Origin of the sequence: Bacillus sp. FSL K6-1145 (assembly GCF_038003425.1) — a bacterium.
GTDB lineage: Bacteria > Bacillota > Bacilli > Bacillales > Bacillaceae > Bacillus > Bacillus pumilus.
The window spans coordinates 2,241,453-2,259,976 of sequence record NZ_JBBOPC010000001.1; the positions used below are offsets into that span (position 1 = coordinate 2,241,453).

Sequence of the window (18,524 nt, forward strand, 5' to 3'; positions counted from 1 at the left end):
TCCACCATTTCTTCTCATCAACAGATAGAATAAGCGTATTCATAAATGCGCTTTCAGTCAAGTCATTCAATGTGTTTGCGTGTTTTCAATATATTGTTTCAGCTTTAAAAATTGATCATTTTTTGGATCTTGGTCTAACCCTTTTTCTATTAGTTCCTCTGCTTTCGCTGTCTCTCCTTTTTCTACGTACAACAACGATAAATGATACAGTTTATTTGGATCATCTGGATTTTTTTTAAGCGACTTTTGTAAAAATCCAATCGCTTTGTCAAGGTGTCCGAGCTGGGCTTCCGATAGTGCATATATATGTAGAGCCTCAGCTGATGCATCCTTTTGATGTACATATTCCTCTAGACGTTTACTTGCTTCGTTATAGTTCTTGTCATCAAATAAACTTGCTGCCTCACTTACTGCTGCCGCTTCCTTTTGATCGTCTGAATGAAACCCTGTATACAATCCAAAACCACCAATCAACAGTAGAACAATACTAGCAAGAAACATTTTGACAGGCTTCACCTGTTTAGGAAGCCGGACAGCTAAAGCCGCTAAAAAACCGCCAACCAGACCGCCAAGGTGCCCTGCGTTATCAATACCTGATACGGTAAAGCCGATCCCTAAATTGATGAGGATGATCACAATAATATTTGTCCCCATCGTCCGGAAGAAGAGCTTGCGGTTAGAAATTGCCAAATATAATAGTGCACCTAAGCATCCAAAGATCGCGCCTGATGCACCGGCTGCGATGGCCGTATTAAAGACAAAGCTCGCTATGGAACCAAAAATGCCGGAAATGAAATAGATGAGCAAAAATCTCCATGAGCCATAAATTTTCTCAACAGCCGCTCCGACAGACCAAAGAGCAAATGTATTAAAGAGTAAGTGTGTCAAGCCAATATGCAAAAACATTGGTGTAATCAGACGCCACCATTCTCCATCTAAGATCAGCCCATTATTTTTAGCACCAAATGCTGTCAAAGTTGCCGTATTGGTACTTCCGCCAAATAGTTCAAGTAAAAGAAACATCACCACTTGAACAGCGATGAACAGGTAGGTGAAAATCGGTCTGCCATTTTGAAAAACGGCCCGTTCTCGTTCACGCTGCTTTTCCTGATCATCAAATGCTTGAAGTACGCTCACTTTAAGCTGGATGACATCTTCAGCTGTGTCTCTTTTTGCCTCTTCTACATCCACTGTCAGCGATGTATTGAGCCATTTTTGCAGCTCATTTACGTCGTGTTGAAGAGTGTCTGCATTCAGTAATACAGGTGTAACCGTCACCTTTTGCTTTTTTTGCGGTTGACCGTTTAGGTCCTCCCAATCATCTACAGGGTCGTCAGCTGTAAATTGGAGCTGTAAGAGATGCAGAGAACGTTTACGCATGGCCTCTCTCAGCTGATCCATCCGATACGTCTGTTCTTCGATATCTCGAACGATCTCCTGTTTAAAATTCACATCTTTTCTATATAGACGGATGAGATCATACCCTGAGTTTCGTGGTGCTTCAAAAAATATTTCATCTTCTGGAAACGGACTTTGAATCATCTCGTACCCTTTTTGTCTTAATTCATCAACAACTCGCCAAAATAAACTATCTATGACATTCATTCATTCGCGCTCCATTTTTTACATTATTATAACAAGAATCGTTCTGATCCGCATTTCTGAACAAAAAAATCCCGGCGTCTGCGGGATTAGAATGCTTGGCGAATAAATTTCGTCCGAAAATATGGGATTTTCATCAGCCACTTAATAAAAAAGTGACGCACTTGATTTTGACCTAAGATCAAATTCATCAGCCGGTAACGATTTTGCACGAGAACGAATGCAAACAATGTGAACACAATGCTCCAAATCATTTTATTCATCATATTCCCTCCTATGTTCGTATCGTGGCTTAAATAGGATGTGTTTATGCATGAACCATCATTTTTATCGCTTACCATGCGATATGCTTTCACACTCTAATCCCTTGTTCTTTTGATTGAATATAATAGACCTCTTCACACTCAGATTGATCATAAGAAACGTCAAATTGATGAAGATCGATTAAATCCTTGAACGTATGAGGCAGCTTACAATTCTGCTCTACCTCTTCCATCTTGTGAGGGAAGTAACTGTCGTATGGATTTGGTGTATGAACATATACAGCGTCTAAACCAGGGTCATGTTCGTGAATACAAATCCATGTTTGGTATGGCTTTTCAAAGCCTTCAAGCTGTTTTAACAGCCTATGATATAAAGCGATATGGGCTTTGATATGCTCTCTTCTTAATTTTAAGCTATTTTCCCCGACCCCAAAAAAATCAAGGTGTGTATGCCAAAAATAAAACCATGAATCCTGATCAAGTTTGAGGTCACAAGTATTTACTTCCTCCCACATATTGCGGAAGTATCTTTTCTTTCCACGAAATTTTTTCAAAACGGACCTCCTATCAGCTCACATGACATGACCTAATGAAACACGAAAAAGCCTGTTCTTTGGACAATGAGCGGACTTTTACTTTTGATATGACGTGCCTTTTTCACTGACAATCATAGACACCGGTATGTCGTGCGCTTCAGTCGGCACATCTCTGATTTGCTGTAAAGACAGACAAAGTGCAATGGTTACCCCGTGATAGTCAGCTAAGTAGCGGTCATAATAGCCGCCCCCAAATCCAATCCGGTAGCCTTTTTGATCGAAGCATACCCCTGGCACAATGATTAAATCAATGGTTTCTTTATGTACAGCTGTTGATACTTGAGGGTCTGGTTCCAATAGCCCAAAGTAGCTGGATGTCATCTTTGTTTCGGGTGTATATTCATAAAACATCATCTCTTTTGTTTTCGGAAAACAGGTAGGGATACATACTGTTTTTCCTTCTTCCCACGCTTTTTCAATTAGAGGCATTGTCGGTATCTCTTTTCCTCTAGACATCGTCAAAGCGATCGTTTTCGCCTGTTTCCATGCTGGCAGCTGCAATAAGTGCTCATGAAGTAAAGCCGTGCTGCGCTCAAATTCTTCAGGGCTTATCTGATCAAGCTTGGCTAATGTTTGAAGGCGAAGCTCCTTTTTCATACAGATCATCTCCCATCATAAAAAAACAGCAGGAAAATTCCCTGCTGCTTACTTTGTTTCACGATGTACAGTTTGTTTTTTATCACGTGAGCAATACTTTTTGAATTCAACGCGATCTGGATTGTTTCGCTTATTCTTTTTAGTAATATAGTTACGCTCACCGCATTCAGTGCAAGCTAGAGTAATATTTACGCGCATATTTTTCCCTCCAAACTAAAATCAATTCACATTCAGACCTAACTATAATACCACTTCTAGCTTAGGAATGCTAGAATGTTTTTTCACCAATTTCAATTTGAGTGCATCCACTTACATATCGCATGCTTATGTCATGAAAAATCGTCTGCTCCCCTATAAAACCTGATCCTTTGTCGTACTGTATACATGAGAGACCCTCTTCTCCCCGCCGCTTTCATTTATTTTGACAGCGAGGCAAGGTTTTCATACCCGTTTTACATATAAAAAGAAAAAAGATGAAAAAAAGGTGATTTTCTTCAGCAATTCCTTTTGAAACTAGCTTTTTTATGGTATAAAAAAGAAGGGTCGAAAACTGTCTGAAACAATCTTGGAAGCCTTTTATGGCTTTCAGCATTAAAATATGAATAAAAGGTGATGAAACATGGAAATTGCAATTATCGGATTGCTTGTTGTCAGTATTGTACTGATCGCATTCTCATATTTTCAAAGAGAACCGATTAAAGAAGTCGAGCAGGAACTTGAAACACTTCAACTATCTGCAATGCAAGAAATCTATAAACTGAAAAAGAAAATGAAAGTGCTTGAAGAAGAATTACTTGAAACAAACATCGTCGTCCGCAAGCATTCAGAAATTGATCCATCCATCGCAAGACAGATCATTTCAAAGCACCAAAATGGCATGTCTCCTGAGGCCATTGCGCGCGCTGAGCATGTATCTGTAGAAGATGTCAACATGATCATTAAAGACAACGAGAGGGTGCTTGTATGACGAAAAAAAGCATCCAAACGTTTGCAGCAGGTATGATTCTTGCAACTGGGGTTCTTGCGATTGTCTTTTTCCTCACTGGGAAAGACGAGGCAGCAGCTGATACAACAACAAAAGAAACCCTCGCACAGAAAGTAACAGACACTGACGTGAAAAACTATTTAGACTCCAAAAAAGAAGTCACTGTCAGCCGTGAAACGTACCAGCAGCTTCTTGACTATAAGGAAAAAGCGCTGAAGGCAAATGAAGACGGAGATTCTAAAAGTGATCAACAAAAAGAGGACAAGCCTAAAGGCAAATCGATCAAATTTGTGATTAAAAACGGTATGAGTACAAGTGATGTTTCAGACATGCTTGAAAAGGACGGCATCATCAACTCGTCTAAAGATTTTAATGATTACGTAATTGACGCCGGCTACCATAAAGAAATTCGTGCAGGCAAGTTCAATTTAAAAACAGGAATGACATTCAAACAGATTGTCAAAGCCTTAACAAAATAACAACAAAACCCCCCTGGTGGCACTGACCTCCAGGGGGGTTTCCTTATCCAAATCGACCAGATATATAATCATTCGTTCTTTGATCGTTTGGCTCAGAAAACATCACATTCGTATCATTGACCTCAACAAGCTCCCCCATTAAGAAGAATGCCGTTCGGTCTGATACCCGAGCCGCTTGCTGCATGTTATGCGTCACAATGGCAATCGTATATTTCTCTTTCAATTTCATAATCAATTCTTCAATCTTTAATGTTGAGACAGGATCAAGCGCTGATGTTGGTTCATCCATTAATAAGATGTCTGGGCTTGTAGCAATGGCTCTTGCGATACAAAGACGCTGCTGCTGACCGCCAGAAAGGCCTAGAGCGGGAGCACTTAATCGATCTTTCACTTCATCCCATAGGGCAACATCTCGAAGCGCTTTTTCCGCGATTTCTTTCAATTGCTGCTTGCTCTTAACTCCATGAATTCTTGGTCCGTATACGACATTATCAAAAATTGACTGAGGGAATGGATTCCCTTTTTGAAACACCATCCCGACATTTTTACGCAGCTCCACTAAATCGACACGACCTTTTAAAATGTTGTCATCTTTATACATCATATCCCCAGTGATTTTCACACCTGGCACTGTTTTGACCATAAGATTTAACGTTTTAATAAACGTTGATTTTCCGCAGCCGGACGGGCCGATAATCGCTGTGACTTCATGCTCTCTAATCGCTAAGTCAATATGCTTCAATGCATGATGCTGTCCATACCAAAGATTCATATCATTTACGCGAAACACTTCTTTTTTTGCTACTTTAGTTGCTACTGCATTCATCAAATCCACCCGCCTTATCCAAATCGACCATTGATATAGTCTTCTGTTTTTTGCTGTGCAGGACGTGTAAAGATACGTTCTGTGGCATCATATTCTACTAGATCTCCGTTTAAGAAAAAGGCCGTACGATCTGATACACGGAGCGCTTGCTGCATGTTGTGTGTCACAATGACGATTGAATAATCATTTTTTAATTCGCCTAATAGCTCTTCAATTTTCGCATTTGAGATAGGGTCTAGGGCAGAAGCCGGTTCATCTAATAATAAGACACTAGGTTTCATCGCAAGTGTACGTGCAATACAAAGTCGCTGCTGCTGACCGCCTGACAATGACAAAGCAGATCGGTGCAGACGATCTTTGACCTCATCCCATAACGCCGCCTTTGTTAAGCTTTCCTCAACCGCATCATCAAGCACAGATTTTCTTTTTTCCCCGGCATACTTTAACGCATGGGTGATGTTATTGTAGATCGATTTAGGAAATGGATTTGGTTTTTGGAAGACCATGCCGATTTCTCTTCTTAAATTCACCACATTAATACGGTCATCCAAAATATTTAATCCTTCGTACATAATCGCCCCTTCACTTCTCGCACCTGAAATTAAGTCGTTCATGCGATTAATGCTGCGTAAAAAGGTAGATTTCCCGCAGCCGGATGGGCCGATTAATGCGGTGATTGCATTCTTCTCAATCTCGAATGAAATGTGATTGACCGCTCTTTTTTCACCATAATAAATGCTTAAATCCTGCACCTGTAAAATCTGTTCCGCCTGAAGTGGAGCCTTTTTCGCTGCAATCTCTTTTTTTTCTGCTAGCATTTGAACCATATCCCCTTCACACCTCTCTCACATTATTTTGACGTAAGCTTTTTATGAATAAATGAACCAAGCCATCTAGCAGCTAGGTTGAACAATAAGACTGAAAGCACAAGTACAGCTGATGCACCATTTGCAATGGCCTCTGCATCTGGAATGATTCCTTGTGTATTGACGCTCCATATATGAACGGCTAATGTTTCTGCCGGTCTAAAAATATTAAGCGGTGACGTATCAGAAAAAGGACTCCAGTTTGTGAAATCAAGGCGCGGTGTGGAGAGACCTGCTGTAAAAAGAAGAGCAGCCGCCTCACCAAAGACTCTTCCTGATGCTAAAATCGCACCAGTGATAATAGACGGAAGCGCACCTGGAATAAGGACCGTTTTGACTGTATGCCACTTCGTTACACCAAGCGCTAATGATGCTTCCTTTTGATCCTTCGGTACAGAGCGCAGCGCATCTTCTGTCACCCTGACCATCACCGGCAGGTTAAACACAGTGAGTGCAAGAGCTCCTCCAATGATCGTATAGCCCCAGCCTGTTAAATTCACAAACATGAGTAAACCAAACATACCAATGACGATAGACGGAAGTGAAGACAGCACTTCGATACATGTACGAATAAAGTCTGTGACTTTGTTTTGAGGTGCGTACTCTGCCATATACACTCCGCCGCCGACGCCAAGCGGTACTGTAATCAGCATCGTAATAAACAAAATATAAAACGAGTTAAACAGCTGATCCCTGATGCCGCCGCCAGAGCCAATCGCACTTGAGCGGGTTGTTAAAAAGTCGAAGTTTAATTCTTTTGCACCGTTGAAAATGATATAAGAAAACAAACCAACGAGAATCGCCGTAATAATGGCAGCACATAATCCAAATATAAATGTGGCAAAACGATCGGTCATTTTGCTATTCATTAAATCTTCCTCCTAGACGACAAGTATCTGATAATGAGTATGAACATAAATGATACAACTAGAAGGACAAGTCCCATTGACCAAAGTGTATTGTTCTCAACACTTCCATACGTTGTGTGACCCATGTTTAACGTAATAATGGTTGTTAATGTACCAGCTGTATCCATAATGCTCTCTGGTAAATTACGCGTGTTTCCAATGACCATCTGTACAGCAAGGGCTTCTCCAAATGCTCTAGCCATGCCAAGAACGACCGCTGTCATTAATGTTGGCAGAGCTGCTGGAACAAGCACACGTCTAATCGTTTGCCACCTTGTTGCACCTAATGCGTACGATCCCTCTCGTAAACTTTTTGGTAGTGAACCCATTGCATCAGTCGCAATGGATGTAACGGTTGGCAGGATCATAATAGACAGGACAATCGTTCCTGCTAGCACGCTATGCCCTGAGCCGCTTGACTTAAAATGTCCGATAAACGGCACCAATACTGTAAGACCTATGAATCCGTAAACAACGGATGGAATCCCTACAAGCAATTCAATGACTGGCTGGAGGATTTTACGTCCCCAAGCAGGTGCAATTTCTGTCATAAAGATTGCGCCTGCGATGCCTAGCGGCGCTGCAATGACTGCCGATAGGAGCGTGACAGCGATTGATCCGAAAATAAAAGGAAATGCGCCGTACTGCGGGTTTTCTGCTGTTGGGTTCCAATTGATACTGGTTAAGAACTCAATTGGGCTTACACCATTTACGATGAAAGATTGTAAACCCTTAATGCCAAGGAAGATGGTAATGGCGATTGATACAGCAATCATTAAGAATGCGCAAAATCTCACCAAAATACTTCCTCTTACTTCATCCATTTGCCTATTTTTCTTCGAGCTGATCAGCCGATCGCTCGCTTCTGTATGTTCTATCTGCTTCATCTTTTTCTACACTCCTATGAATGTCATAAAAGGAAAAGTGAAAAGCTCCACTTTTCCTTCATCAGCAATTCAAGACCTCTTACTTATCTGTTTGTTTGCCTGTTGCGTCTCTTTCTACTTTCATATTAGCAACTGAGATGTAGCCTTGGTCTTTGACGATTTCTTTTTGTACTTCATCACTCATGAGGTAATCTAAGAATTGTTTTGCTAGACCATCTGGCTCACCTTTTGTATAAGAATGCTCGTAAGCCCAAATTGTATATTTACCGCTTTCTACATTGCTTTCTTCCGGTTTCACACCATCAATGCTAAGCGGTGTAATTTTGTCATCTGTTAAATAAGAGAAAGCTAGGTATCCAATCGCACCTGGCGTTTCTGCAATCAGTTTTTTCACTGTGTTTGAAGAATCTTCTGTGATTCCTTCTGCAGGTGTTGCACCATCAAGTGCATATTTCACAAATGTTGCACGAGTTCCTGAAGAGTCAGGTCTGTTCACAAGAGTGATTTTTTGGTCTTTCCCGCCAAGCTCTTTCCAGTTTTTGATTTTACCAGTGAAGATTTTTTTCAATTCGTCCTTTGTGATGTCTTTGACACCCACTTCAGGGTTTACAGCTGCGGCCATTCCAACAACTGCTACTTTGTGGTCTGTTAAAGCTTTTGCGTCGATTCCGTCTTTCTCTTCTGCGAATACATCTGAGTTACCAATTTGTACAGATCCTTCTGACACTTGAGAAAGTCCTGTTCCTGAACCGCCGGCTTGTACTTGAATATCGGCTTTTGGATGTTTATCCATGAATTTTTCTGCTGCCGCAAGAACTAAAGGCTGCATCGCAGATGATCCTGAGATGGTAATGGAACCTGATGCCTCATCTTTGTTTGAAGCATTTCCTTTACTGTCTTTTGAATCTCCGCTTGAGCTGCTGTTTCCGCATGCTGTGACGAATGCTAACAATGCGATAGTAAGGAAAGTAAGCAGCCATAATTTGTTCTTTTTCATTTCAAGAATACCCCCTGAATAATTTGTCCTACGAGTAATACATTAAAGGTTCTTTATTAATTTCGTTTAAATGGAATGTTAAGGTTTTGTAAATGTCGAAGTTTTGTAGAGATCTTGCGATGTTTTTTATGCATTTTGTCAATTTATCGCGAAAAATTTGAAGAAAACGTAAAAAAACGCCCACAAAAAGTGAGCGTTTTTACCTAGAAAAGGTCTAGTCATTTGTTTCTGCTTCATTTTCAATTTTATTTTTGTTCTTCGCTTGTGTATCATTGCTTTCCTGTTTTGATTTCAGCTCAAAGTACTTGTCTAATACTTGTTCACCGATATCATTTGTAATTGGATAGCGCTGATTGTAGTCTTGATACACCCATGGTACAACGACGGAAATGGCCACTTCTGGATTATCAGCAGGCGCATACGCCACAAGTGTTGTGTTATATGTTGGTGTGCCGCGTTTGCTTTTAATTGGGCCGTCATAGAATGATTGAGCGGTCCCTGTTTTGCCAGCTGGGTTATATTTTTTGTTGCCAAAGTTCGAGTAGGCCGTCCCTCTTGGGTTCTGCATGACAAGCTTGAAGCCTTGCTGAACACGCTTGATCTCATCACCTGTCATGTCTAGTTTATTCAATACGTCTGGTTTGACGGATTCTGTTACAGCACCAATGCCGCGCTGCGGATCTGGCTCTCTCACTTCTTTAACAAGCTGCGGACGTAAACGATATCCACCATTGGCAATCGTTGAAACGTATTGCGCCATTTGCAGCGGTGTAAACGTATCATACTGTCCAATTGCATAGTCAAGCAGGAGACCAGATTGTGTAGACGTTCCCCGGTAGCCTGTCGCTTCGTTTGGCAGGTCAATCCCTGTTTTGACACCAAGACCAAATTTACTGAAATTATAACGGAATGTATCAAAAGCTTTCGGATCGATTGGGAGCGGCTGGTTCTTACGATACTCCCCTTTTCCAACGGCAATCGCTGTTTTAAACATATACACGTTAGATGAACGCTCGAGTGCCGTTAAATCATTAATGAGTCCCATATTTTGATAGGATTTCTTAGGCGGTGACTGCGCGATATACAGCGGTTCATCGTACTGGGTACTTCCAATATGAATCACGCCTGTTTTATATCCCGTCAGTACAGTGGCCCCTTTTACAGCTGAGCCCATCGCATAGGATGAAGTCATTGTTCCTAATGCGTAGTCATCAAATTTGTATTTTCCGTTTTTGTTTGAAATCTGTTTCCCCGCAACGGAGAGAACTTCTCCATTTCTAGGGTCCATCATGACAACAAACGCACGATCAAGAAGCTCTGTCCCGCCTCTTTGTTTCGCACTTCTTAAGTTCTTTTCAACGATTTTTTCTACTGCTTTTTGCAGCTGAATATCAATGGTGAGCACTAGGTCTTTCCCGCTCTTTCCTTCTGTTAGCACTTTAGAGCTTGTCACATTGCCCTCTTTATCAGTTGTACTCTGCTCTTTTTCCTTTTGGCCTTGCAGGACATCTTCATATTGATATTCTAGATAGCTTTTTCCTACACGGTCATTTCGGCTGTAGCCGAGCGATAAATAATGTTCAAGAAGTGACTGCGGAAGTCCTTCATCACTTGAGGACACGCTGCCGAGCATACTGCGAAGCAGTCCTTTATACGGATAGCTGCGTGACCAGTCTGTTGTGACATCCACACCTGGCAGCTCGTCCAAATGCTCAGAGACGTAAGCAATTTCGCTTGGCTTCACATCATCATTTTTAATGAATTGAGGCGTAAGTGCATAGCCTGCATCCATTTGTCTTTTAATCGCAAGCACTTGTAAGTCTTTTTTCGTCAGTTGATTTAATTCCTTGTCCGTGATGCGTTTCAGCTGAAGCTCATATAATTTATCATCAGCGACCTTATCGTCACCCTTTAATTCCGATTCCTTTTGAACAAGCTTTTTCGCTTCATTCGGGTGCGTTAAAATCCAGAAATCTTTTTTGTCACGATCGGTGATTTTTTTCGTACTCACATGAATCATATCCGCTAATTTTGTAGCCACTTTGAGCCGCTCTTCTTGTGAAGTCGTCGAGGTTCTCGTATATGTAATGGCATTTAGCGCTTTATTGCTGACAATCGTATTATAGTTTCGATCGTAAATTTTTCCGCGCGGAGCAGATGAGCTGACATTCACATCCTCTTGTTTTTCTGCCTGCTTTTTATAATCTTCTCCATTGACAATTTGTACAAATCCGAGTCTTACAACAACACCGGTAAAAATAATAAACGCAGCTAAAAATAGTAAATTCAGCCGAAGTGGAAGTGTTTTGCGCCCTTCCTTCGCGTCTTTTTTGTTTTTCTTGTTTCTCATCACATCACCTTTTCTATCAAGAAAGAAATGGCACCCCTTTTTGTGTATAAAAGGTGCCATCATCATTTTAGCGGTTTTTCTATTATTTATCTAGAAATTTGATGTTCCATTGGTAAGAAATTTTACCTTTCTCCCTTAATAAGGTTCGTCTGAGAAACTGGCTTTTGACCGTCTGCCTCTTTCATATCAGCTGTTTTTTCTTTCAAATGAATATCTTTTACAAAGAAATAAATGAGGGTATGTCCCGCTCCAAGCACAACAAGAGATGCAGGTATCCCGAGCTCATCACCAAGTAAAGTGACAGACAGAAGAAACAACACAATGGAACAAATACGGCCAGCATTTAAAAACAGCTCCCTGACCACAATATATTCAATCCGGGCTTTCCTTGCATACCTTGCATGACCGATGACATCGTATGTTAAGGATACATATGGAACAAGCAGAAGCGGGTATCCTATCGCGATGGCTACCGCATACATGAGAAGTGATACATAGGACAAGTGAAAGACGATTAAGAACAAAGCGCCGTATAAAATCAGCCCGCCAAGCATAATGGCTTTCTTACGCCATTTTTTCTTAATCAAACGCGTAGCGAAGAAATAAGCGAAAAAGGCAACACCTGAGTTCACCAAACCAAATGTCCCGAGAGCAAGCTCACTGTTTGTTGCGATAAACACAAAGACACTGATTAAGAAGACAAAGACCCCTTCACGAAGCCCTTGAAAAAAGTGAGCTGTTGTAATCTTACGCCAATTCTCGTCGGCATGGCGTTCTTTCCATATTTGCTTGATGATAAATTTTCCTTTGGACTGCCTTCTCTTGAGGAAAAAGCTCATCACAACCGCTAATGAAAACAAAATTAGCGATAAAGTAAAAATCACTGTATAGCCCGTATCATCTGTTAATTGAGAAATGACAATACCCGCGATCAGTGGACCGATCATGCCAGCTGTAGAGGTGAGGACTCCGAGAAACCCATTAAAGAAATCTCTTGTTTCAGGCTCGGTGATCTCAAAGGTAAGTACGTTAAAAGCAAGCCAGTAAAAACCATAGCCGATCCCAAGGACACTCCCTAATAAAACAAGCCGCGCGGCCGCGTGCTCTCCTGCTATTAAGACAATTAAGTAAAAAGCGGCTAAGAAGATCACGCCGAAACGAAGGACAAACGCCCGGTCTATTTTTTTAGCAAGCCGGCCTGCGAATAAAAATGTAATGGGCTGAAGCACAACAATAGCCAGATTGTAAATCGCAAGATCTGTGAATTTCCCAGACTGTTTCCATAAATACACGTTTACAAACGTATTAGAAAGTGCAATGGCAAGTGCGTATAATCCGCCAATCGTGAGGAGGAGCATTAAATCTCTTGTAACATCCATGTCCCCGAACATTTTCTTTAATCTGCTCATATATTTCATTCTCCTTTTCTACACAATAGTCTGTCTCATCAAAAGGCAGATATGTAAAAAAAGGAGGGAAAATATAAAAAGACCTGCTTCTCTAAAGAGCAGGTCTTTTCAAATCAAATGGTTTATTTAGCTTCGCTGTAAAGGCGAGCCACTTCATCCCAGTTCACAACATTCCAGAAAGCTGAAATGTAATCAGGACGACGGTTTTGGTAGTTTAGGTAGTAAGCATGCTCCCAAACGTCAAGTCCTAGAATTGGTGTTTTTCCTTCAGTTAAAGGAGAATCTTGGTTTGGCGTGCTTGTGATTTCAAGTTTGCCATTGTTCACAACAAGCCATGCCCAACCAGAACCAAAGCGTCCTGCAGCTGCTGCAGCGAAATCAGATTTGAATTTTTCAAATCCGCCTAATTCTTTTTCGATTGCATCTGCAAGTTCACCAGTTGGTGCGCCGCCACCGTTTGGTGAAAGAAGCGTCCAGAATAATGAGTGGTTAGCATGTCCTCCGCCATTGTTACGTACAGCTGTACGGATGTTTTCTGGTACAGAGTTTAGGTTAGCCACTAGCTCTTCGATTGATTGATCTTCAAGAGCTGATACACCTTCGATTGCTTTGTTTAAGTTTGTTACATATGTGTTGTGGTGTTTTGTGTGGTGAATCGTCATTGTTTCCTTGTCGATATGTGGTTCTAATGCATCGTAAGCATATGGTAATTCTGGAAGTTTAAAAGCCATGGTTAAATTCCTCCTTAGAAATGTATGTACTGAAATGCTTCCTTAGGTCGTAAGCAAGCAATTCACCCTACTCAAAGAGTATCAAAAGAATTGGCTTGTTTCAACGTTATTGCTCATGATCTGAAACATTTCAGTGTTTATTTTGTATTTAACCCTTTAGAAAGAGTTTTAAACGCCCTTTTTCTATTTATCGAAGGACATAAAATAAAAAGATGCCCAGCATCAGCGCTTGAATCAATCCTTTGGCAAATACACCTGATATAAATCCGATTAACGAGCCTAATCCTACTTTCACACTTGTTTTCACATCTTTTTGATGAACAAGGAGCTCTGCTATAACACTTCCGATAAATGGACCAATGATAATTCCTGCAATCGGAATCACAAAAGGACCGACTAATAACCCAATGGTGCTTCCCCAAATAGCTGCACGGCTACCGCCAAAACGCTTGACCCCAATCAGGTTCGAGACATAATCTGCCGCAAATAATACCGCGGTAAATACGGCTTGAATGAGCCAAAACGTCAGTGTCAGCGGCTCGAAGCTGAAAAAGAAACCATATAGAATAAATCCGAGAACCATAAAAACCACACTAGGGATAATTGGATAAACAAGTCCAACAAATGCAATGATAAATGCACAAATGATCAGAATCCAATACAGCACGTCCAAGTCACAGCCGCCTCCTTTTTATTTGCTGTATACATTATGCCTCATTCCCTCTATCTTAACCAGCAATGAAGGCCATACTTGTACTTGTTAGATAGACATTGATACAATATGAGAAATAGAAAAGAATGTAGGAAGTGAATTGATTGAACGTATTTAAACTATTGTTAAAAGGCATTTATTCACCAAAAGATATTGCGAAAGCACGGTTTACAGGGATTGGCAAAGCGATTTTATTCATTTTTATCCTTTCGATCATCGCAGCAGTTCCGCAGGGCTATCATATGAGTCAAGAGATCTCGAATGCGATGTCAGGATTTCAGCATGTGATCAAAAAAGATTTACCTGATTTCTCAATCGAAAAAGGAAAGCTTCAAGCGGATCAAAGTGAACCGATAGAAAAAGAAGAAAACGGCATTACGATCATTTTTGATCCTGCTGAAAAAATAAAAGCAAGTGAGCTTGAATCAAAGCAAACGGCCATCGCATTATTAAAAGAAAAAGCTGTGATTGCTATTGATGGGCAAATGACAGATATCCCGTATCAGCTTCTTGGTGGGACGCTGACAAAAGACGAACTCGCCCGCGTCACAAATCAGAATCAAGCGATTATTATCCCAGTCATCTGTGTGCTGCTATATCTATCAACTGCGGCTCTCATGTTCATTAGCGCAACTTTCCTTGCGATGCTTGGTACATTTATTAAACGCATGCAGCAAAAAGAGCTGTCCTTCCAAATGCTATGGAAGCTCTCTGCTTACTCACTCACATTAACAACAGTCTTTTTCGCCATCATGAGTGCATTAAACACGCCTGTTGCGAATTCATTTTTATTAAATTGGGTCATTAACTTTATCTTCTTATACCTTGTCGTAAAGGAAATACCCGCTAAACATAAACCACTTGTCAAAAATTAATTTAGTATATGAAAGCTCCCCCAACTTGGAGGAGCTTTTTATGTATGTGCATGCTCTATGATTCATCCGGATGAATGATCGCAAACAAATAATGATCTTCCCATACGTCATTAATCTTTACTTTTTTACGATTGAGTCCCTCATTTTCAAAACCTGTCTTTTCAAGCACACGAATGGAACCTATATTACTCGGCTTTACTCCAGCTTCAATACGATGCAGGTGCAGCTCATCAAAGGCATAATCGATGATTAAACGAATGGCTTCTGTCATATACCCTTTCCCGCCATGCTTTTCATCAAGTACATACCCCAGCCAAGCTCCTTCTACCGGGCCTCTTACGACAGAATTTAATGAAATTGTCCCAATTAAGGCATCTGTTTCATTTAAGAAAATACCGTGCATGTAGGCTTCATCCTGTACGCATCTTTCCACACTGCGCTGAATTCGTTCAATTTGACGAGATAACGTGAAAAAATCATCTTTGACCAAAGGTGTAAATTGCTGAAAATATGAGCGATTCTCAAGTTCAAGTGCGAGTAGTGATTGTGCATCTTCTTCTGTTAGCGCTCTCACATATATATGCTGACTGATTTTCTTCATAAACTCTCCCCCCTGCTTTTATTTTATCATAATCGTGATAGAAGCTTGAAAAAGCACCGCCGAGCGTAAATTCAATACAAGACACACTAGAACGAACTAGAACCTCCCTTTCCAGCTTTTCTCCTCATGTTGGTTCTATCATTTCGGGACATGCATAGACTGAAGTAAACTCTTAAAAGCGGTGAGTGAAATGCGACGTATTATTTTTATGCTAATCAGTTTGTTTGTCCTCTTTATTATCTTTTTTGATTTAAAAAATGGCACCATTCCCGTTGAAGAAGGTCCAGCTGTCCCTGCAAATGCCTTTCAAACACCTGAGAAAAAAGCATATAAGAACGTCACAGTGAAACAAGGTGAAACTGTCGTCTCTATCGTCCATACAAGCAAGCCACTTGATGAAGTCATTGAAGATTTTGAAGAGCTGAATCAAGGCGTCAAAGCAAACGAAATTCGGGCAGGCAGCACATATAAGTTTCCGGTATATAAGAGATAAAACGTTAATTCCTTGTCATTCATACAAAGAGACTGTTACAATATGAACTGTAAAACAAGACGTACATGGCAAAGAATTGCTTGTACACTAAGGAGCGATTGACAAGTGAGTGAAGTCACACATCGTACTAAAACACGTCCCGTCAAAGTGGGACCTTTAACTATAGGTGGAAATAATGAGGTTGTCATTCAAAGTATGGCAACAACCAAAACACATGATGTCGAAGCGACAGTAGCTGAAATTAAGCGTCTTGAAGAAGCTGGCTGTCAAATCGTGCGTGTCGCATGCCCAGACGAGCGTGCAGCAAATGCGATTGCAGACATAAAAAAACAGATCAACATCCCGCTAGTTGTCGATATTCATTTTGACTACAAGCTTGCACTGAAAGCGATTGAAGCAGGTGCAGACAAAATTCGAATCAACCCAGGAAACATCGGAAGACGAGAAAAAGTCGAAGCGGTTGTGAAAGCAGCAAAAGAAAAGGGCATTCCAATCCGTATTGGGGTAAACGCTGGTTCATTAGAGAAAAAAATTCTTGATAAATACGGCTACCCAACAGCAGATGGTATGGTCGAAAGTGCACTGCACCACATTAAAATTCTTGAAGATCTAGATTTTCATGATATCATCGTCAGCATGAAAGCATCTGATGTCAACCTAGCGATTGAGGCGTACGGAAAAGCTGCAAAAGCATTTGACTACCCTCTTCACCTTGGAATTACAGAATCAGGTACATTATTTGCAGGTACGGTTAAAAGTGCAGCTGGTCTCGGCGCTATCTTGAATATGGGGATTGGGAATACACTCCGCATCTCATTAAGTGCTGATCCAGTTGAGGAAGTAAAAGTAGCACGTGAACTGTTGAAATCATTTGGTCTTGCAGCAAATGCAGCCACACTGATCTCTTGCCCAACTTGTGGACGAATTGAAATTGACCTCATTAGCATTGCAAATGAAGTCGAAGAATATATCTCCACGATTAAAGCACCGATTAAAGTAGCTGTTCTTGGCTGTGCTGTAAACGGTCCAGGTGAAGCGCGTGAAGCTGATATCGGAATTGCCGGAGCTAGAGGCGAAGGCCTATTGTTCCGTAAAGGTGAAATTGTTCGTAAAGTGCCAGAAGAAACAATGGTCGAAGAACTGAAAAAAGAAATCGATAAAATTGCTGAAGAGCATTATGCAAAAATGGAAGCTGAAAAAGCAAAAGCCAACGCATAACAAAAAACGCCTGACGTCACTGTCAGGCGTTTTTCTGTTCTTGTTAAAAGAACGGGGTGATAAATATGCCAAGGATGACGGAAACAATTCCGATCCCGATTGACCATGCGCCAAGCGCATGTGCTCCTTTTCTTCTTGCAATATAACCAACGACGATTGCCGCTACTCCTAATAGCACCGGCAAGACAAATAACGAGATAATCGCAATCGCGAGTGCTGTATAGCCTATCCCCTTACTGCCTGAATCGTCACCTACTTGGTCACGTTCTCGTCTGTCTACTCGATCTCTTGAAGCCTGATATGGCTCTGCAATTTCAGCAGCTGTTTCCTCTAGATAGCCATCATCATTACTAAAGTGTGTGTCGATTTCACGATCATTTCTTCTGAAATCTTCGTCTCTTTCCATGATCAATTCCCCCTTTTGGTTAATAGAAAGGAGCTTTTTTAGTATGAGCAAAAATGTCTGTTTCATGTTTGCTAAAACTTGCTGGAATTGTGAATTGATTATGTTACACTTTAAGAGTATAAAAATGAGGAGTGTGGGCATGTTACGTTTAGGAATTGATATAGATGGCACAGTGACGGCGCAGGACACCTTTGTTCCCTATTTAAATGAGTCGTTCCAATGTGCCATGACACTAGATGATATGACAGAATATGATTTGACGAAGCTTTTAAATATTTCTCAAGAAGAGTTTTGGGGCTGGATGAATCAGCATGAGCCTCTTATATATAAACAGGCAAAGCCTGCTAAGGACGCAAAAGAGATGCTTGATCAAATGAAACATCAACACAGGCTGATCTATATTACAGCGAGAAGGCAGCATCATGCGGATATCACCTACGAGTGGTTTCACAAACATCACGTACACTATGATGACATTGAGCTGGTTGGCGGTCATCATAAGCTCGAAGCTGTTCAAAAGCACAAAATTGATGTGTTTTTCGAGGATCATCATGGAAATGCCACAATGATTGCAAAAGAGGCTGACATCCCGGTTATTCTTTTTAACTCCCCATATAATCAAATGCCCATTGACGACAGGATTATACGTGTCAACAACTGGCAGGAAGCATCTCAATGGATTAAACAATACGAGCAGCGTTTGGAAACTGCTTATTAATACAG

General features: G+C 41.0%; 22 protein-coding genes. 6 read left to right on the forward strand and 16 right to left on the reverse strand.

Features of this window, described 5'->3' with window-relative positions; translation table 11 throughout:
* Positions 1-66 precede the first annotated feature (66 nt).
* From MHH41_RS11290 to rpmG, 5 genes are all read right to left on the reverse strand, one after another.
* Positions 67-1,605 (reverse strand): rhomboid family intramembrane serine protease, encoded by a 1,539-nt coding sequence (locus MHH41_RS11290; RefSeq protein ID WP_340866358.1) that lies wholly within the window; start codon positions 1,603-1,605, stop codon positions 67-69.
* Between the two features lie 86 nt (positions 1,606-1,691).
* Entirely contained in the window at positions 1,692-1,865 is a 174-nt protein-coding gene (locus MHH41_RS11295) for a hypothetical protein (protein ID WP_017367602.1), read from the reverse strand.
* An 89-nt stretch (positions 1,866-1,954) separates the two neighbouring features.
* A complete protein-coding gene (locus MHH41_RS11300) occupies positions 1,955-2,419 on the reverse strand; it encodes a hypothetical protein (RefSeq protein WP_340866359.1) in 465 nt (154 codons plus the stop codon).
* A gap of 78 nt (positions 2,420-2,497) precedes the next feature.
* Positions 2,498-3,058, reverse strand: coding sequence for a 5-formyltetrahydrofolate cyclo-ligase (locus tag MHH41_RS11305; protein WP_335355988.1), 561 nt, complete (start codon positions 3,056-3,058; stop codon positions 2,498-2,500).
* 48 nt (positions 3,059-3,106) lie between these two features.
* Entirely contained in the window at positions 3,107-3,256 is a 150-nt protein-coding gene (rpmG, locus tag MHH41_RS11310; RefSeq protein ID WP_012010579.1) for a 50S ribosomal protein L33, read from the reverse strand.
* A gap of 421 nt (positions 3,257-3,677) precedes the next feature.
* Here rpmG and MHH41_RS11315 point away from each other — a divergent pair, with 421 nt between their 5' ends.
* Both MHH41_RS11315 and MHH41_RS11320 read left to right on the forward strand, forming a co-directional pair.
* The gene (locus MHH41_RS11315; protein ID WP_003217285.1) at positions 3,678-4,025 is read left to right on the forward strand and encodes a hypothetical protein; all 348 of its coding nucleotides are present in this window, start codon (positions 3,678-3,680) and stop codon (positions 4,023-4,025) included.
* On the forward strand, positions 4,022-4,522 hold the full coding sequence (locus tag MHH41_RS11320; protein WP_003217472.1) for an endolytic transglycosylase MltG: 501 nt from the start codon (positions 4,022-4,024) through the stop codon (positions 4,520-4,522). Before MHH41_RS11315 ends, MHH41_RS11320 begins: the two co-directional genes overlap by 4 nt.
* Before the next feature lie 43 nt (positions 4,523-4,565).
* On the opposite strand, the gene pstB (MHH41_RS11325) is transcribed toward MHH41_RS11320, so the two are convergent.
* The 9 genes from pstB (MHH41_RS11325) to MHH41_RS11365 form a co-directional block, all read right to left on the reverse strand.
* A complete protein-coding gene (gene pstB / locus MHH41_RS11325; protein ID WP_137054969.1) occupies positions 4,566-5,348 on the reverse strand; it encodes a phosphate ABC transporter ATP-binding protein PstB in 783 nt (260 codons plus the stop codon).
* A gap of 14 nt (positions 5,349-5,362) precedes the next feature.
* Positions 5,363-6,175 (reverse strand): phosphate ABC transporter ATP-binding protein PstB, encoded by an 813-nt coding sequence (gene pstB / locus MHH41_RS11330; RefSeq protein ID WP_034620835.1) that lies wholly within the window; start codon positions 6,173-6,175, stop codon positions 5,363-5,365.
* Positions 6,176-6,198: 23 nt separating this feature from the next.
* Positions 6,199-7,083: a phosphate ABC transporter permease PstA gene (gene pstA / locus MHH41_RS11335; protein WP_327839416.1), complete on the reverse strand. Its 885-nt coding sequence runs from the start codon at positions 7,081-7,083 to the stop codon at positions 6,199-6,201.
* On the reverse strand, positions 7,083-8,009 hold the full coding sequence (gene pstC, locus MHH41_RS11340; RefSeq protein WP_327839417.1) for a phosphate ABC transporter permease subunit PstC: 927 nt from the start codon (positions 8,007-8,009) through the stop codon (positions 7,083-7,085). The genes pstA and pstC overlap by 1 nt, the downstream gene beginning before the upstream one ends.
* A gap of 79 nt (positions 8,010-8,088) precedes the next feature.
* On the reverse strand, positions 8,089-9,006 hold the full coding sequence (locus MHH41_RS11345; protein ID WP_003217324.1) for a phosphate ABC transporter substrate-binding protein: 918 nt from the start codon (positions 9,004-9,006) through the stop codon (positions 8,089-8,091).
* A gap of 214 nt (positions 9,007-9,220) precedes the next feature.
* Entirely contained in the window at positions 9,221-11,356 is a 2,136-nt protein-coding gene (locus MHH41_RS11350; RefSeq protein WP_113387145.1) for a peptidoglycan D,D-transpeptidase FtsI family protein, read from the reverse strand.
* A gap of 122 nt (positions 11,357-11,478) precedes the next feature.
* Positions 11,479-12,765 (reverse strand): MFS transporter, encoded by a 1,287-nt coding sequence (locus MHH41_RS11355; RefSeq protein WP_003217361.1) that lies wholly within the window; start codon positions 12,763-12,765, stop codon positions 11,479-11,481.
* Between the two features lie 122 nt (positions 12,766-12,887).
* Entirely contained in the window at positions 12,888-13,496 is a 609-nt protein-coding gene (gene sodA / locus MHH41_RS11360; RefSeq protein WP_007501264.1) for a superoxide dismutase SodA, read from the reverse strand.
* A 187-nt stretch (positions 13,497-13,683) separates the two neighbouring features.
* Positions 13,684-14,169, reverse strand: a complete 486-nt coding sequence (locus MHH41_RS11365) for a DUF456 domain-containing protein (protein WP_003217408.1) — start codon at positions 14,167-14,169, stop codon at positions 13,684-13,686.
* Positions 14,170-14,312: 143 nt separating this feature from the next.
* Between MHH41_RS11365 and MHH41_RS11370 the strand changes: the two genes are divergently transcribed.
* The gene (locus tag MHH41_RS11370; RefSeq protein ID WP_003217320.1) at positions 14,313-15,083 is read left to right on the forward strand and encodes a DUF1189 domain-containing protein; all 771 of its coding nucleotides are present in this window, start codon (positions 14,313-14,315) and stop codon (positions 15,081-15,083) included.
* Between the two features lie 55 nt (positions 15,084-15,138).
* Here MHH41_RS11370 and MHH41_RS11375 read toward each other — a convergent pair whose 3' ends face one another.
* Positions 15,139-15,684, reverse strand: coding sequence for a GNAT family N-acetyltransferase (locus MHH41_RS11375; RefSeq protein WP_050943755.1), 546 nt, complete (start codon positions 15,682-15,684; stop codon positions 15,139-15,141).
* Positions 15,685-15,874: 190 nt separating this feature from the next.
* On the opposite strand from MHH41_RS11375, the gene MHH41_RS11380 reads away from it, so the two are divergent.
* Positions 15,875-16,177 carry a hypothetical protein gene (locus MHH41_RS11380; protein ID WP_137054965.1) on the forward strand — a complete coding sequence of 101 codons (303 nt, stop codon included), beginning with the start codon at positions 15,875-15,877 and terminating at the stop codon, positions 16,175-16,177.
* A gap of 105 nt (positions 16,178-16,282) precedes the next feature.
* Positions 16,283-17,395, forward strand: a complete 1,113-nt coding sequence (ispG, locus tag MHH41_RS11385; protein ID WP_340866367.1) for a flavodoxin-dependent (E)-4-hydroxy-3-methylbut-2-enyl-diphosphate synthase — start codon at positions 16,283-16,285, stop codon at positions 17,393-17,395.
* A 43-nt stretch (positions 17,396-17,438) separates the two neighbouring features.
* Here the strand turns inward: ispG and MHH41_RS11390 are convergent, their stop codons facing one another.
* Complete coding sequence (locus MHH41_RS11390) at positions 17,439-17,801, reverse strand: DUF308 domain-containing protein (protein WP_003217474.1); 363 nt, start codon at positions 17,799-17,801, stop codon at positions 17,439-17,441.
* 139 nt (positions 17,802-17,940) lie between these two features.
* Here MHH41_RS11390 and MHH41_RS11395 point away from each other — a divergent pair, with 139 nt between their 5' ends.
* Positions 17,941-18,519, forward strand: coding sequence for a 5' nucleotidase, NT5C type (locus tag MHH41_RS11395; protein WP_050943753.1), 579 nt, complete (start codon positions 17,941-17,943; stop codon positions 18,517-18,519).
* The last annotated feature ends 5 nt before the right edge of the window (positions 18,520-18,524 follow it).

Bases quoted from the DNA above. Each gene is read 5' to 3' on its own strand.
- pstC (WP_327839417.1), bottom strand. From the start codon at position 8,009: ATGAAGCAGATAGAACATACAGAAGCGAGCGATCGGCTGATCAGCTCG.
- MHH41_RS11355 (WP_003217361.1), bottom strand. From the start codon at position 12,765: ATGAGCAGATTAAAGAAAATGTTCGGGGACATGGATGTTACAAGAGAT.
- MHH41_RS11375 (WP_050943755.1), bottom strand. From the start codon at position 15,684: ATGAAGAAAATCAGTCAGCATATATATGTGAGAGCGCTAACAGAAGAA.
- MHH41_RS11390 (WP_003217474.1), bottom strand. From the start codon at position 17,801: ATGGAAAGAGACGAAGATTTCAGAAGAAATGATCGTGAAATCGACACA.
- MHH41_RS11395 (WP_050943753.1), top strand. From the start codon at position 17,941: ATGTTACGTTTAGGAATTGATATAGATGGCACAGTGACGGCGCAGGAC.
- MHH41_RS11380 (WP_137054965.1), top strand. From the start codon at position 15,875: ATGCGACGTATTATTTTTATGCTAATCAGTTTGTTTGTCCTCTTTATT.
- MHH41_RS11350 (WP_113387145.1), bottom strand. From the start codon at position 11,356: ATGAGAAACAAGAAAAACAAAAAAGACGCGAAGGAAGGGCGCAAAACA.
- MHH41_RS11295 (WP_017367602.1), bottom strand. From the start codon at position 1,865: ATGAATAAAATGATTTGGAGCATTGTGTTCACATTGTTTGCATTCGTT.
- pstB (WP_137054969.1), bottom strand. From the start codon at position 5,348: ATGAATGCAGTAGCAACTAAAGTAGCAAAAAAAGAAGTGTTTCGCGTA.
- MHH41_RS11345 (WP_003217324.1), bottom strand. From the start codon at position 9,006: ATGAAAAAGAACAAATTATGGCTGCTTACTTTCCTTACTATCGCATTG.
- rpmG (WP_012010579.1), bottom strand. From the start codon at position 3,256: ATGCGCGTAAATATTACTCTAGCTTGCACTGAATGCGGTGAGCGTAAC.
- MHH41_RS11320 (WP_003217472.1), top strand. From the start codon at position 4,022: ATGACGAAAAAAAGCATCCAAACGTTTGCAGCAGGTATGATTCTTGCA.
- MHH41_RS11290 (WP_340866358.1), bottom strand. From the start codon at position 1,605: ATGAATGTCATAGATAGTTTATTTTGGCGAGTTGTTGATGAATTAAGA.
- pstB (WP_034620835.1), bottom strand. From the start codon at position 6,175: ATGGTTCAAATGCTAGCAGAAAAAAAAGAGATTGCAGCGAAAAAGGCT.
- MHH41_RS11305 (WP_335355988.1), bottom strand. From the start codon at position 3,058: ATGAAAAAGGAGCTTCGCCTTCAAACATTAGCCAAGCTTGATCAGATA.
- pstA (WP_327839416.1), bottom strand. From the start codon at position 7,083: ATGAATAGCAAAATGACCGATCGTTTTGCCACATTTATATTTGGATTA.
- MHH41_RS11315 (WP_003217285.1), top strand. From the start codon at position 3,678: ATGGAAATTGCAATTATCGGATTGCTTGTTGTCAGTATTGTACTGATC.
- sodA (WP_007501264.1), bottom strand. From the start codon at position 13,496: ATGGCTTTTAAACTTCCAGAATTACCATATGCTTACGATGCATTAGAA.